At 71.3% G+C, this 14,464-nt stretch carries 8 protein-coding genes and 2 CRISPR repeat arrays (2 of these 10 running past the window's edge); all 8 genes read left to right on the forward strand.

What is annotated here, in order from left to right:
- Positions 1–1,605: direct repeats of the CRISPR family, unit length 29 nt; unit sequence GGGACCATCCCCGCGTGCGCGGGGAGCAC (it extends 754 nt beyond the left edge of the window).
- A gap of 314 nt (positions 1,606–1,919) precedes the next feature.
- Genes IE99_RS0100340 through cas2e form a run of 8 tightly spaced genes read left to right on the forward strand, consistent with a single transcriptional unit; the run spans position 1,920 to position 11,010 of the window.
- Positions 1,920–4,781: a CRISPR-associated helicase/endonuclease Cas3 gene (locus IE99_RS0100340; RefSeq protein WP_030144817.1), complete on the forward strand. Its 2,862-nt coding sequence runs from the start codon at positions 1,920–1,922 to the stop codon at positions 4,779–4,781.
- Complete coding sequence (gene casA / locus IE99_RS0100345; protein ID WP_037558414.1) at positions 4,771–6,462, forward strand: type I-E CRISPR-associated protein Cse1/CasA; 1,692 nt, start codon at positions 4,771–4,773, stop codon at positions 6,460–6,462. Before IE99_RS0100340 ends, casA begins: the two co-directional genes overlap by 11 nt.
- Entirely contained in the window at positions 6,459–7,115 is a 657-nt protein-coding gene (gene casB, locus IE99_RS0100350; protein ID WP_030144819.1) for a type I-E CRISPR-associated protein Cse2/CasB, read from the forward strand. Before casA ends, casB begins: the two co-directional genes overlap by 4 nt.
- On the forward strand, positions 7,112–8,311 hold the full coding sequence (gene cas7e / locus IE99_RS0100355) for a type I-E CRISPR-associated protein Cas7/Cse4/CasC (RefSeq protein WP_030144820.1): 1,200 nt from the start codon (positions 7,112–7,114) through the stop codon (positions 8,309–8,311). Before casB ends, cas7e begins: the two co-directional genes overlap by 4 nt.
- Positions 8,308–9,021: a type I-E CRISPR-associated protein Cas5/CasD gene (gene cas5e / locus IE99_RS0100360; RefSeq protein ID WP_030144821.1), complete on the forward strand. Its 714-nt coding sequence runs from the start codon at positions 8,308–8,310 to the stop codon at positions 9,019–9,021. The genes cas7e and cas5e overlap by 4 nt, the downstream gene beginning before the upstream one ends.
- Positions 9,021–9,710 carry a type I-E CRISPR-associated protein Cas6/Cse3/CasE gene (gene cas6e, locus IE99_RS0100365; RefSeq protein WP_030144822.1) on the forward strand — a complete coding sequence of 230 codons (690 nt, stop codon included), beginning with the start codon at positions 9,021–9,023 and terminating at the stop codon, positions 9,708–9,710. Before cas5e ends, cas6e begins: the two co-directional genes overlap by 1 nt.
- Positions 9,710–10,663, forward strand: a complete 954-nt coding sequence (gene cas1e, locus IE99_RS0100370; RefSeq protein WP_030144823.1) for a type I-E CRISPR-associated endonuclease Cas1e — start codon at positions 9,710–9,712, stop codon at positions 10,661–10,663. The genes cas6e and cas1e overlap by 1 nt, the downstream gene beginning before the upstream one ends.
- Positions 10,660–11,010 (forward strand): type I-E CRISPR-associated endoribonuclease Cas2e, encoded by a 351-nt coding sequence (cas2e, locus tag IE99_RS0100375; protein ID WP_030144824.1) that lies wholly within the window; start codon positions 10,660–10,662, stop codon positions 11,008–11,010. The genes cas1e and cas2e overlap by 4 nt, the downstream gene beginning before the upstream one ends.
- Before the next feature lie 86 nt (positions 11,011–11,096).
- A CRISPR array of direct repeats spans positions 11,097–14,464; the repeat unit is 29 nt; unit sequence GTGCTCCCCGCGCACGCGGGGATGGTCCC (it continues 873 nt past the right edge of the window).

Consider the following 14,464-nt stretch of genomic DNA (forward strand, 5'->3'; position numbering starts at 1 on the left):
CCGCGTGCGCGGGGAGCACAGGTCGACGCCGACCTCGATCTCGACGTCCTCGGGACCATCCCCGCGTGCGCGGGGAGCACTACGAATACACCGACGCCGACGGCAAAGTCCTGGGACCATCCCCGCGTGCGCGGGGAGCACCTCGACGACCTGGCGGGCGTACGCGCGCAACTGGGACCATCCCCGCGTGCGCGGGGAGCACGCAGCGTCGTCGGTGGCCGCGTCTACCAGGTCGGGACCATCCCCGCGTGCGCGGGGAGCACTTCCGGACCCGCCTGGGCGGCCGGTCCCGGCAGGGACCATCCCCGCGTGCGCGGGGAGCACCCGCTGGTCACCGACCTGCCGCAGCTGCGCGAGGGACCATCCCCGCGTGCGCGGGGAGCACGTGAGGGTCTCCCATGCCGCGTCAAGGAACGGGGGACCATCCCCGCGTGCGCGGGGAGCACTGGCCGCTGTCGGACCTGCCGAGCGACGCCGAGGGACCATCCCCGCGTGCGCGGGGAGCACGCGTGCCCGACCGCCCTCCACCTGGCGTGGCTGGGACCATCCCCGCGTGCGCGGGGAGCACTCGGCCTGGGCCGACCGGCAGATCACGGCCGCGGGACCATCCCCGCGTGCGCGGGGAGCACAGGTGCGGGTCGTCGGCCAGCGTGGCGGTGTTGGGACCATCCCCGCGTGCGCGGGGAGCACAGCGTGTGGAGCGACTCGACCCCCACGACCGGGGGACCATCCCCGCGTGCGCGGGGAGCACCGGCCGGGTGAGGTCGTAATCGACGCTGAACCGGGACCATCCCCGCGTGCGCGGGGAGCACCTCCGGGAGGGATGGACCGACAGGACCGGCCGGGGACCATCCCCGCGTGCGCGGGGAGCACCCCATTCCAGGGCGCGCTCCAGGGCGGCGAGAGGGACCATCCCCGCGTGCGCGGGGAGCACCGCGCGGCCGAGCTCGGTCAGGACGGCGTCGCGGGACCATCCCCGCGTGCGCGGGGAGCACTTCGGGGTCGCCCGGCGGCAAGGCCGGGGCGGGGGACCATCCCCGCGTGCGCGGGGAGCACGAGTTGGTGCATGCGGCGCAGAGCCCGTACTCGGGACCATCCCCGCGTGCGCGGGGAGCACCGCCGGCCTGGTGCGGGACAGCCCGCCGAGAAGGGACCATCCCCGCGTGCGCGGGGAGCACCTCGGCGAGCATGTGGTCGTCCCAGCCGCCGCGGGACCATCCCCGCGTGCGCGGGGAGCACGGGGTCGTGGGGGTCGATCGTCATGATCGAAAGGGACCATCCCCGCGTGCGCGGGGAGCACCGGACCGGCCTCGCCCGCAACAGCCGCGAAGCGGGACCATCCCCGCGTGCGCGGGGAGCACCGGATCTGGCCCCGAAGTTCCGCGACGCCGGGGGGACCATCCCCGCGTGCGCGGGGAGCACACAACGTCTCATCCGGAGACCAGCGCATCCAGGGGACCATCCCCGCGTGCGCGGGGAGCACGCGACCCCGGAGGAACGGCGGCGCCTCGACCTGGGACCATCCCCGCGTGCGCGGGGAGCACGAACCGTCGGCGGCGGATCCGACGCTGGGTCATGGACCATCCCCGCGTGCGCGGGGAGCACTCTCGCTGACCTGGGACGTTATCGGCGCTGAGTGCGGTTTGAAAGCACTTTTGCAGAGTCGGACATTTTGGACTGCCAGTCTGTGGACGGCTGCGTCGTCCAAGGCTGGCGGTGCTCGTGCGGCAGGGCAAGCAGGCTTCTCGGCGTGACCCCTTGTGGACAACTGATCAGGCTTGCATTGGCGGCAGGCGATAGTCCCGCCAGGTCAGGCGGGGTGCGGCCGTTACTCAGGGTCGTCGGCCGACTGCGTAGCCCTCTCTGGATCTTTTCGGTTCCGCGGGCGGCGTGCTCGCGGAGCGTGCTAAATCAGTTGCATGCTCATCGGGGAGGCGCGGGGCACGTGGCTGCGAGAGCGGTTATCGCCGGAGGCCCGGACGGTGTGGGCCAAGCACGATCGCAAAAGCGATGGATGGTTGCCGTTGTGGCGGCACCTTGCCGATAGCGGCGCGATTGCGGCTCTGCTGTGGGATCGCTGGCTGCCGCGTCAGTCGCAGATGGTTGTGGCCGAGGCACTTCCCTGCGGGCTTGAGGACGCGCGGCGGTTGGCGATCTGGCTGGCCGCGACGCATGACGTCGGCAAGGCGACGCCTGCGTTCGCTTGTCAGGTCGATTCACTTGCCGACAAGATGCGCGACGCGGGGTTGGACATGCCGCTTCGCAGGGAGCTCTCCGATCGTCGACTGGCGCCTCATGGCCTGGCCGGCCAGGTGTTGTTGCGGGAGTGGCTGGCCGATCAGGGGTGGGGGCGGGCGGCGACTCTGCCGTTCACGGTCGTCGCGGGCGGGCATCATGGGATACCCCCTACGAATGAAGACATCCGGACGATCAATACCCATCGCCATTTGCTTCGCTCCCCCACGTGCGAGCCGATTTGGCGCAAGGTGCAGCGGGAAATCCTCGACGCATGTGCGGCCATGTGCGGCGTCGAAGGTCGCTTGGCTGATTGGCGGGACACGAAACTCACACAGCCGGCGCAGGCACTCCTGAGCGGATTGGTGATCGTCGCCGACTGGATCGCGAGCAATGCAGATCTGTTCCCGTACTTCCCGGACGCACAGAACACCAGTGATGAGGAGCGGATCAGGGCGGCGTGGGACGGTCTCGCGTTGCCGGAGCCGTGGTGGCCGGTCGAGCCGAATGTCAGTGCGACAAAGCTCTTCTCCGCTCGCTTTGACCTTCCCCCCGGTGCGCAGGTCCGTCCCGTCCAGGAGCGTGCGGTCGAGATGGCGCGGGAAATGGCGGCGCCCGGGTTGATGGTGATCGAGGCGCCGATGGGTGAGGGGAAGACCGAGGCGGCGTTGGCGGTCGCCGAGGTGTTCGCTGGGCGGTCGAAGGCCGGCGGCGTGTTCATCGCGCTCCCGACGATGGCGACCGGCAACGCCATGTTCCCGCGGATGCTGAGCTGGGCCCGGCGGACGCCGGACGGGAAGCGCGGCACCGCGAGGACGGTGACGTTGGCGCATTCCAAAGCCGCGCTCAACGACGGATTCCGTGACCTCATGCGTGCCGGGCGTGCGCTCAAGGGCGTCGAGGTGGACGGAGCCTCGGGCGAGTGGCATCCGCGTGGCGATCGGCGTGCGGTGACCTCCGAACTGGTCGCGCACCAGTGGCTGCGCGGGCGGAAGAAGGCGATGCTCGCGTCGTTCGTGGTGGGGACGGTCGACCAGCTTCTGTTCATGGGGTTGAAGAGTCGGCATCTGGCGCTGCGGCATCTGGCCGTCGCGGGCAAGGTCGTCGTGATCGACGAGGCACACGCGTACGACTCCTACATGAACTCCTACCTCGACCGTGTGCTCGCGTGGCTGGGCGAGTACCGGGTGCCGGTGATCGTGCTGTCCGCGACGTTGCCCGCGGGGCGGCGCCGGGAACTGGTCGAGGCGTACGCGCGGACGGCTCATCTGGACGTGGTGGAGGAGGCGCGCGGGTACCCGCTGCTGACGGCGGTCGCCCCGGAGCGTCCGGCCGTGGTCGAGGAGGTCGGGCCGTCGGGGCGGCGTAACGATGTGCGGCTGGAGCCGCTGAGCGATGGCGTGGACGTGCTCGCGGATCGGCTGGCCCGGGAACTCGCCGGCGGCGGTTGTGCGCTGGTGGTGCGCAACACCGTTGATCGCGTCATGGAGACGGCGAGGGTTCTTCGGGATCGGTTCGGTGAGGGTCAGGTCTCGGTCGCTCATGCGCGGTTCGTGGATCTCGACCGGGTCGCCAAGGACGCGGGGCTGCTGGAGTCGTTCGGGCCGTCCGGTGAACGTCGTCCGTCGCGGCACATCGTCGTGGCGAGTCAGGTCGCGGAGCAGTCCCTCGATATCGATTTCGACTTGCTGGTGACGGATCTGTGCCCTGTTGATCTGCTCTTGCAGCGGATGGGGCGGCTGCATCGTCATGTGCGGGAGCGTCCCGCGGGGCTCCGCACGGCGCGGTGCCTGGTGGCCGGTGCGGATTGGGACGCGGTGCCCGTCGAGCCGGTGAAACCCTCGCAGAGGATCTACAGTCCGCACGTCCTGCTGCGTTCTGCGGCGGCGCTCCGTCCGTATCTGGCGGAAGCGGGGCGCGTGGTGCGGCTGCCGGAGGACATCAGCCCTCTCGTCCAGTCGGTTTACGGGACGGGCCCCGTCGGGCCGCCCGAGTGGCAGGACGCGTTGGCACGCGCGCACGGAAAGCACGTGACGCGGCAACGGGTGCAGCGGAGCAAGGCGGAGAGCTTCCAGATCGCCGACGTCGGCCGGCCGGGCCGCTCGCTGGTCGGCTGGGTGGACGCGGGTGTCGGCGACGCCGATGACACGCGTGCGGGCCGGGCGCAGGTGCGCGACAGCCGGGAGTCGCTGGAGGTCCTGGTCGTTCAGCGCCTCGCGGACGGGACGGTCCGGACGCTCCCGCATCTGACCGCAGGACGGGGCGCACGGGAGGTGCCGACCGATGTCGCGCCGCCACCGGACGTGGCGCGGGTCGTGGCGGCGTGCGGGCTGCGGCTGCCGTTCCAGTTCACGATCCCCGACGTCCTCGACCGGGCGATCGGGGACCTGGAGGCGGAGTGCGTCCCGGCATGGCAGTCGAAGGAGTGTCCTTGGCTCGAAGGAGAGCTGATCCTGATGCTCGATGAGAACCACCAGACCAGGCTGGCCGGATACGAGCTGCGCTACTCCGGCGCCGATGGGCTGGAGGTGACCCGTGCCGAGTGACGAAGCGGCGTTCGATCTGACCGTGCGGCCGTGGCTTCCCGTGCTGCGCGAGGACGGCACCGAGGACGAACTGTCCTTGCTGGAGGTCTTCGTCGAGGCCGGTCAGGTGCGGCGGCTCCTGGGCGACGTCCCCACGCAGGAGCTGGCGCTGCTACGGCTGTTGCTGGCGGTCCTGCACGACGTCGTGGACGGACCGGTCGACCTGGACGACTGGCAGCGGCTGTGGGAGGACGGCCTGCCGCTGGACGGCCCCGATGGGATCGCCGCATACCTCGACCGGCACCGGCAACGGTTCGATCTGCTGCACCCCGAGACCCCGTTCTTCCAGACCGCCGGCCTGCGGACCGAGAAGGACGAGGTCGCGTCGCTGGACCGGCTGGTCGCCGACGTCCCCAACGGGACCCGGTTCTTCACCATGCGGGCACATGGTGTGCAGCGGCTGTCGTTCGCCGAGGCGGCGCGTTGGGTGGTGCACGCGCACGCCTTCGACACCTCCGGCATCAAGACCGGCGCGGCCGGTGACACCCGCGCCAAGGGCGGCAAGGTGTACCCGCAGGGGGTCGGCTGGACGGGGAACCTGGGCGGGATCTTCGTCGACGGTGCGAACCTGCGGGAGACGCTGCTGCTCAACCTGATCGCTTTCGACACCCCCGGGTTCCGGGTCGATGCCGGGGCGGATCGTCCCGCGTGGCGTCACCCGCCGCCAGGGCCGCAGGAGATGGAGCCGCTGGAGTTGAGCCGGCGGCCAGGGGGCGTCCGTGACCTTTACACGTGGCAGTCCCGGAGGGTGCGGCTGGCGTGCGACCACGACGGGGTGACCGGGGTGGTGCTCGCCTACGGTGACCCGCTGGCGCCCCGCAACATGCATCAGCGCGAGCCGATGACGGCGTGGCGGCGCAGCCCGGCGCAGGAGAAGAAGCTGGGTGAGCCCCAGGTCTACCTGCCGCGCGAGCACGATCCCGCCGCGAGTGCCTGGCGGGGGCTGGGCGCGCTGGTCGCCGGCCGCGTCGCGGGTGCGGGCCAGCGCCAGGAGGCGGCGGAGATCGTCCGTCCGCGGATCTTGGACTGGGTCGCCCGCCTGACGGTCGAAGGCGACTTCCCGGAGGACTTCCTCGTCCGCACACGGCTGGTCGGCGCGCAGTACGGCACCCAGCAGTCGGTGATCGACGAGGTGGTGGACGACGCCATCACGATGCCGGTGGTCCTGCTGCATCAGCGCGACAGCCTGCTCGGCCAAGCCGCGATCGACGCCGTCGACGACGCCAAGCAGGCCGTGGACGTACTCGGCGACCTGGCCGCCGACCTTGCCCGCGCGATCGGCGCCGACCCCGAACCCGCCCGCGCACACGCCACGACCCTGGGCTTCGGCATGCTGGACGGCCCCTTCCGCGAATGGCTCACCGCGCTGAGCCCCGAGGACGAGCCGCAGTCCCAGCGAGCGCAATGGCAGGAGCGAGCGCGACGCATCGTCGGCCGGCTCGGCGACCAGGAGGTCCGGGACGCCGGTGAAGGCGCGTGGGAGGGGCGCGTCGTCCAGACCAAGAGCGGCCAGGAGCTGTGGCTGAACGCGCCGCGCGCCGACGCGACCTTCCGGCACCGGCTCCGCAAGGTGCTCCCCGGCGTCGGCCCGGAGCCGGCAGGTCGAGAAGTTGAGGAGCAGCCCATGGAGGCAGCATCATGACCGTCACCGTCCCGGACGAACGGCGGCACGCCACCGATCTGGTGCGCCGGGTCGTCGGCGAGTTCGTCTCCGAACTGCAGGACGGCTACCTGCGCGATACCAGCGCGGCGGTCGGGCGGCTGGCGCAGCTGCGCCGCGGTGCCGGCAAGCTCCCGCAGGATGTGCCGGAGCTGTGGGGGCTGACCGGTGTCGAACGGCTTTACGAGGAACTCGGCGAACGCCAGGCCGAACGGGCCGAGACGGCGGCCTTCCTGGCGGTGACGCTGTTCGCTCTGCACCAGCAGTCGCGCACCACCCAGCGGATGCACAAGCCCGAGGTCGGCCTGGGCGCGGCCGTCCGCCGGCTGATGCCGAAGGACAAGATCGACGAGCCGATCCGCCGGCGCTTCGTTCGCGTCGGGACGGCCGGAACCCTGGACGCCATGGCCTACCGGCTCCGCGAGATCGTCTCCCTGCTGCGCCGTGAGTCGATCCCGCTGGACTACGCGCAGCTGGCCGTGGACCTCTACCGCGCCCAGACACCCGGCGGGCTCGCGCAGGTCCGCCAGCGGTGGGGCCGCGGATTCCACGCCTACCGCGCCGAGACCGATGAGCCCCAGCAGCCCGACCGCACACCGCATGGTGATGCCTCGATCGACAAGGACGTCACATGACCCGCACCATCATCGACCTGCACGTGCTGCAGAACGTCCCGCCGAGCAACCTGAACCGGGACGACACCGGCACGCCCAAGACCGCCGTGTACGGCGGGGTCCGGCGGGCCCGGGTGTCGAGCCAGGCGTGGAAGCGCGCGACCCGCAAGACCTTCCACGACCTGCTGGACCCCAGCGAGCTCGGCGTGCGGACCAAGCGGGTGGCCGAGCTGCTCGCCGTCCGCATCCACGACCTGGACGAGTCCATCGAGCAGGCCGAGGCGTGGGAACTGGCCGCCGAGACCGTCCAGAACGCCACCAACTCCAAGATCGAGGTGCCCAAGCGCCGCGCCGGCAAGGACAAGGGTGAGCAACAGCCAGCCGCCGCGCCGGAGGCCAAGTACCTGATGTTCCTCAGCGCCCGTCAGCTGGACGGGCTCGCCGAACTCGCCGTCGAGGGCCGCACCGACATCAAGTCCTTCTTCAAGGACAAGGAGAACAAGGCCAGGGCGAAGGCGATCGCCAACGCCCGGCACTCGGTCGACATCGCACTGTTCGGACGGATGGTCGCCGACGGCGCCGACATCAACGTGGACGCCGCCACGCAGGTCGCGCACGCCATCAGCGTCCACCAGGTGGAGAACGAGTCCGACTACTACACCGCCGTCGACGACCACAAGGAGCGGGAAGACGACGACCTCGGCGCCGGGATGATCGGCACCGTGGAGTTCAACTCCGCGACCCTCTACCGCTACGCCGCCCTCGACGTCGACCTGCTGCGCGCCAACCTCGGCAAGGGCCTGCGCGACGACGAGCCGGTCACCGAGCCGGTCCGCCGGGCCGTCGAGGCGTTCGTCCAGGGGTTCATCACCTCGATGCCCACCGGCAAGGTCAATACCTTCGGCAACCACACCCTCCCGGACGCGGTCGTGGTGAAGGTCCGCTCGTCCCGTCCGATCAGCTTCGTTTCGGCGTTCGAGGAGCCCTGCAAGGCCGTGGCCGGTGGCGGACACCTGCAGGAGGCCTCCGAGAGGCTGGCCCGCTACGTCCCGGAGATCGAAGCCGCCTACGGCGTCGCCGACAACGCCCACACGTGGGTGCTGCGCGTCGGCAAGAACACCGAGCCGCTGTCGGAACTGGGCACCCAGATGTCCCTGCCCGAGCTGGTCAACGCGGTCGGCGAGGAGGTCGCCCGCCGCCAGGACGGCCGCGCATGAGCAGCGTCCTGACCCTGCGGCTCGCCGGGCCGTTGCAGGCATGGGGCGCGTCGGCGCGGTTCGCGCGCCGCACCACCGAGCCCGCCCCCACCAAGAGCGGCGTCATCGGCCTGCTGGCCGCCGCCCTCGGCCGGCAACGCAGCGACGACGTGTCCGACCTGGCCGCGCTGCGGTTCGGCGTCCGCGTCGACCAGCGCGGCGTGCCCGTCCGCGACTACCAGACCGCCCACCATTTCGAGACCGGACGATCCATGCCGGTCTCCGAACGGTTCTACCTGGCCGACGCGGTCTTCGTCGCCGCGGTGGAAGGCGATGACGACCTGATCCGCCGGCTGGACCGGGCGCTGCAGAATCCGGTGTACCTGCCCTACCTCGGCCGGCGGTCGTGCCCTCCGTCCCAGCGGATCGAGCTGGGTGTTCACGCCGCCACCAGCATCGAGGAACGGCTGAATGCCGAAGGCTGGCAGGCCGCTCCGTGGCATCAGCGCAGGCACCGGGAACCGACGGTGCGGCTGGAGACCCTCGTTCAGGAAGACGGACACGTCGACACTCTGCGCGACCAGCCGCTCAGCTTCGACCCACGGCACCGCCGCTACGCCCTGCGCGGTGTCCGCCACGGCCACGTGGACATCCCGAACCCCGCCGCCAGGGACGCGCGCACCGGCATTCCCCCCGCTCACGATCCGACCGCCGTCCTGCGAGGCCAGTGATGTACCTGACGCGCTTCCGCATCAACACCGAACGTGTCGGCGCCCGCAAACTGCTGTCGTCCCCCCAGGTCCTGCACGCCGCGGTCATGTCCTCGTTCGCCGAACTCCCCGACCAGCGCCCCGACGCCCCGCGGGTCCTGTGGCGCCTGGATCGCGACACCCGTGCCCGCACGCATCTGTGCATCGTCAGCCCCTACAAGCCCGACCTCACGCACCTGGTCGAACAGGCCGGGTGGCCCACCACCGCCCGCTGGGAGACGTTCGACTACGGACCGTTCCTCGACCGCCTCTCCGCCGGGGACCGGTGGGCGTTCCGGCTCACCGCCAATCCCGTCCACTCGGTCCGGAACAAGGACGGGGCACCGACCAAGACCACCGCGCACATCGGCCCCCGCAACCAGCTGCGCTGGTTGCAGCAACGCCAGGAGCAGGGCGGCTTCCGGCTCGTCCGCAAACCCGGTGCCAACGGTCACCAGGACGACCTCGAACGACACGAGCTCCTCATCCACAACAGGCGGCAGCTCTCCTTCAAGAAGAAGGGCATGTCGAAGCCGGTCACGCTGGTCACCGTCACCTACGACGGACGTCTGGAGGTCACCGACCCCGAAGCGTTCCGCCGCACGCTCACCCAGGGGCTCGGCAAGGCCAAAGCGTACGGCTGCGGCCTGATGACGCTGGCCAAAGCCTGATGTCGACCGTCGGGAAGCGCGGCGCGTCCTCACCCAGGGAACTCACCCGGATGAGCGACCGGCTCTCGTTCGTCTACCTCGAACGCTGCATCGTGCACCGCGAGGACAACGCCATCACCGCCGAGGACGCCGACGGGATCACCCACATCCCGTCGGCGACCATCGGCACCCTCCTGCTCGGCCCCGGTACCCGCGTCACCCACCAGGCCATGAGCGTGCTCGGTGACAGCGGCGCCGGCGTCGTCTGGGTCGGCGAACAGGGCGTCCGGTTCTACTCCGGCGGACGTGCCCTCACCCGCTCGTCCGCCCTCGTCGAGGCCCAGGCCACCGCCTGGGCCAACCGCCGCACCCGCCTGGACGTCGCCCGTGCCATGTACCGGATGCGGTTCCCCGGCGAGAACGTCGACGGCCTGTCCCGCCACGAACTCCTCGGCCGCGAAGGACGCCGCGTCAAGGACTGCTACCGCGCCCAAGCCGAGAAGGTCGGCCTGGCCTGGAACGGCCGCCACTACGTCCCGGGCGACTACGACGTCGGCGACGCCGCCAACCAGGCCGTCACCGCCGCCGCCCAATGCATGTACGGCATCGCCCAGACCACCGTCGCCGCCCTCGGTTGCGCCCCCGGCCTGGGGTTCATCCACTCCGGCCACGAACTCGCCTTCGTCCTGGACATCGCCGACCTCTACAAGACCGAAATCGCCATCCCCATCGCGTTCGACATCGCCGCCGAAGGCCCCGAGGACGTCGGGTCGCGCACCCGCCGCGCCATCCGCGACCGCGTCAACCAAGTCGGCCTGCTCAAACGCTGCGTCCACGACATCAAACGTCTCCTGCTGCCCGACGCCCCCGCACAAGACCCGACCGCAGACGACGCCGACCATGTCACTCTGCAAAGCGACCGCGGCATCAATATCGAATCCGGACGCAACTACGCCGAAGACGTGCACTGGTGACCATCATCATCCTCACCAACTGCCCCGCCGGCCTGCGCGGCTTCCTCACCCGCTGGCTGCTGGAAATCGCCCCCGGCGTCTTCATCGGGAACCCGTCCACCCGAGTCCGGCAAGCCCTCTGGGACGAAGTCCACCAATACGCCGACACCGGCCGGGCCCTGCTCACCTACACCACCAACACCGAGCAGGGCTTCACGTTCGAGACGCGCGACCACAAATGGCACCCCATCGACCACGACGGCCTCACCCTCATCCGCCGGCCCAAGACTCAACCCACCATCTCCGCGAATCCCCCACCCTCCGGCTGGAGCAAGGCCTCAAAACGCCGCCGCTACGGCAACCGGTGAGTCCCACCCCTCTGCCCGGTATGTCCAACTCTCATAAAGTGCTTCCAAATGACTCTCCCGCCGGATAAACCCGCAGGTCAGCCAGAGTGCTCCCCGCGCACGCGGGGATGGTCCCCCCGCAGCGCGCAGCGGCAGGACGTGCCCGAGGTGCTCCCCGCGCACGCGGGGATGGTCCCTTCGTCTGGACCATGAGCTGCCGCATGGTGGCGTGCTCCCCGCGCACGCGGGGATGGTCCCACCGGCTTCGTGCTGCGCTGGTACGGGCACGTGTGCTCCCCGCGCACGCGGGGATGGTCCCGACGCGACGATCACGGTCTGAGGGGCGACACGGTGCTCCCCGCGCACGCGGGGATGGTCCCCGCAGCGCAGGAGCGCGCAAGGGCAACCGCAGGTGCTCCCCGCGCACGCGGGGATGGTCCCGGGCAGGCGGTCGCGTCGGTCACGTGGGCGGAGTGCTCCCCGCGCACGCGGGGATGGTCCCGCATCATCGAGGCCCTGGAGATGTCTCTGGAGGTGCTCCCCGCGCACGCGGGGATGGTCCCTCCACCGGCTCGTTCTGGGCGGTCGAGGGCTTGTGCTCCCCGCGCACGCGGGGATGGTCCCAGGGACACGTCCGGGGGCGCGTCGACGAGCCAGTGCTCCCCGCGCACGCGGGGATGGTCCTGCTGGCGCGGATGGCGTCGTCGGTGCCGGGCAGTGCTCCCCGCGCACGCGGGGATGGTCCCGGCACCTGCATCGAAACCACCAACCACGACGGGTGCTCCCCGCGCACGCGGGGATGGTCCCGACGGGATCGGCCCGGAGGTGTCGCCCCGGGTGTGCTCCCCGCGCACGCGGGGATGGTCCCACCGCGGTCTACCTGAAGGCCCTGCGCGAGCAGTGCTCCCCGCGCACGCGGGGATGGTCCCGGCGAGCGCGTCATCCCGGACGTCCGCTACAGGTGCTCCCCGCGCACGCGGGGATGGTCCCTCCACCGGCTCGTTCTGGGCGGTCGAGGGCTTGTGCTCCCCGCGCACGCGGGGATGGTCCCGGTCCGTGGGGTACGGAGCGTGCCGCCTGGACGTGCTCCCCGCGCACGCGGGGATGGTCCCGCGGCGTCGGTGTAGTGCGCGTTGAGGGTGGTGTGCTCCCCGCGCACGCGGGGATGGTCCCCGCCACACGCACCAGCTCAGCGCGAACCAGTCCGTGCTCCCCGCGCACGCGGGGATGGTCCCTGAGAGGAAGCGGCGATGCGACGGTGGAGGGAGTGCTCCCCGCGCACGCGGGGATGGTCCGCCTTCGACATCATGACGCGCGGCGCGCAGCTCGTGCTCCCCGCGCACGCGGGGATGGTCCCCATCTCGAATGCCTGGCGCGGCATGAAGGTGAGTGCTCCCCGCGCACGCGGGGATGGTCCCGGTGAGGGCGTCGTAGGCGGTGCTGCGGGGCAGTGCTCCCCGCGCACGCGGGGATGGTCCCGCGGGCTACACCGTCGCCGATCAACGCAACCTGTGCTCCCCGCGCACGCGGGGATGGTCCCCGAGCTGATCCAGTACTGAGAGCGGTTGCTGAGTGCTCCCCGCGCACGCGGGGATGGTCCCGGCTAAGTCGCCGTCGGGTGATAGCCGGTCTTGTGCTCCCCGCGCACGCGGGGATGGTCCCAACCTCGCGGGCCGCAAGTGCGGCGGCTCCGGGTGCTCCCCGCGCACGCGGGGATGGTCCCAGGACCGGTCCTAACTTGTGTCTGGACCAGGTGTGCTCCCCGCGCACGCGGGGATGGTCCCGATCGGGCCGCCGGGTACACCGTCCGGAGTCTGTGCTCCCCGCGCACGCGGGGATGGTCCCTGCAAGTATCTCGGCTCGATATCGCCACGTGGGTGCTCCCCGCGCACGCGGGGATGGTCCCACCCGGCCCGGCGGCGGCCGGGCCTCGTCCAAGTGCTCCCCGCGCACGCGGGGATGGTCCCCAGGGGTTCCCGTCGATGGTGACGGTGCGGACGTGCTCCCCGCGCACGCGGGGATGGTCCCTACGTCTGGCCGCTGCACGTGGTCCTGAAAGAGTGCTCCCCGCGCACGCGGGGATGGTCCCCGGACGAATGCCTGCCACTCGCCCTTCTGCCGGTGCTCCCCGCGCACGCGGGGATGGTCCCAGATCCGCCTCGCCGAGGACTACCAGTTCGAGGTGCTCCCCGCGCACGCGGGGATGGTCCCTTGTGGACGGTCAGGCGGCGCGCTCGACCTCCGTGCTCCCCGCGCACGCGGGGATGGTCCCGCCTCGGGCTGGTGGTCGCGGAGCCAGACGAGGTGCTCCCCGCGCACGCGGGGATGGTCCCAGGCTCAGGCGCCCACCGAGACCCGACTTGTCGTGCTCCCCGCGCACGCGGGGATGGTCCCGAGCGAGGAAACCGCGTTCCTCCGCGGTGATCGTGCTCCCCGCGCACGCGGGGATGGTCCCATCGACCCTGACACGTGGTCGGCGTACGTCAGGTGCTCCCCGCGCACGCGGGGATGGTCCCCCGTTCGCGATCGTGCCCCAGGACTGGCCGTAGTGCTCCCCGCGCACGCGGGGATGGTCCCGTAATACATGCCGATCAAACGATTCAGCTCACGTGCTCCCCGCGCACGCGGGGATGGTCCCGGACGTCTGGACGTCCAGACGTCCAATGACCTGTGCTCCCCGCGCACGCGGGGATGGTCCCAAGGAGCACATGGATGAGTACCTCGACCGCTAGTGCTCCCCGCGCACGCGGGGATGGTCCCCGCGGCCGAGGGCGGTGGCAGGTGCGGATGGAGTGCTCCCCGCGCACGCGGGGATGGTCCCAGGACCGTGAGCAGCGCCACCCACGCGACCCCGTGCTCCCCGCGCACGCGGGGATGGTCCCGATGACAAAGGACGATGCGATTCCCGAGCCCGGTGCTCCCCGCGCACGCGGGGATGGTCCCAGCCCATCCTGGCCGTCCCGGGCCGCCGCCTTGTGCTCCCCGCGCACGCGGGGATGGTCCCTGTTCACGGCCCCGCACCGGTCCGCCGGCGCGGTGCTCCCCGCGCACGCGGGGATGGTCCAGCAGCTCCGTCCGGGCGTGGGTGGTGGACGGCGTGCTCCCCGCGCACGCGGGGATGGTCCCATGATCAGGAGCCGGTACGGGCCGGACGCTCCGTGCTCCCCGCGCACGCGGGGATGGTCCCGGGGCCGTGCCCGGATGCCCACCCCGGAAGAGGTGCTCCCCGCGCACGCGGGGATGGTCCCGGGACGTGGCCGAACGGGGAGCCCAAGTCCGTGTGCTTCCCGCGCACGCGGGGATGGTCCCATGGACGCGCGCCGTCGCGGACTCCGCGGCCCCGTGCTCCCCGCGCACGCGGGGATGGTCCCTACGGCGGGGCCGGCCATGCGGCTTTCATGCCGTGCTCCCCGCGCACGCGGGGATGGTCCCGCCTGGTCGGGCCTGTGGGGAAGTGAGTTCAGGTGCTCCCCGC

Source organism: Spirillospora albida (genome assembly GCF_000718255.1).
GTDB classification, from domain to species: Bacteria; Actinomycetota; Actinomycetes; order Streptosporangiales; family Streptosporangiaceae; genus Spirillospora; species Spirillospora albida.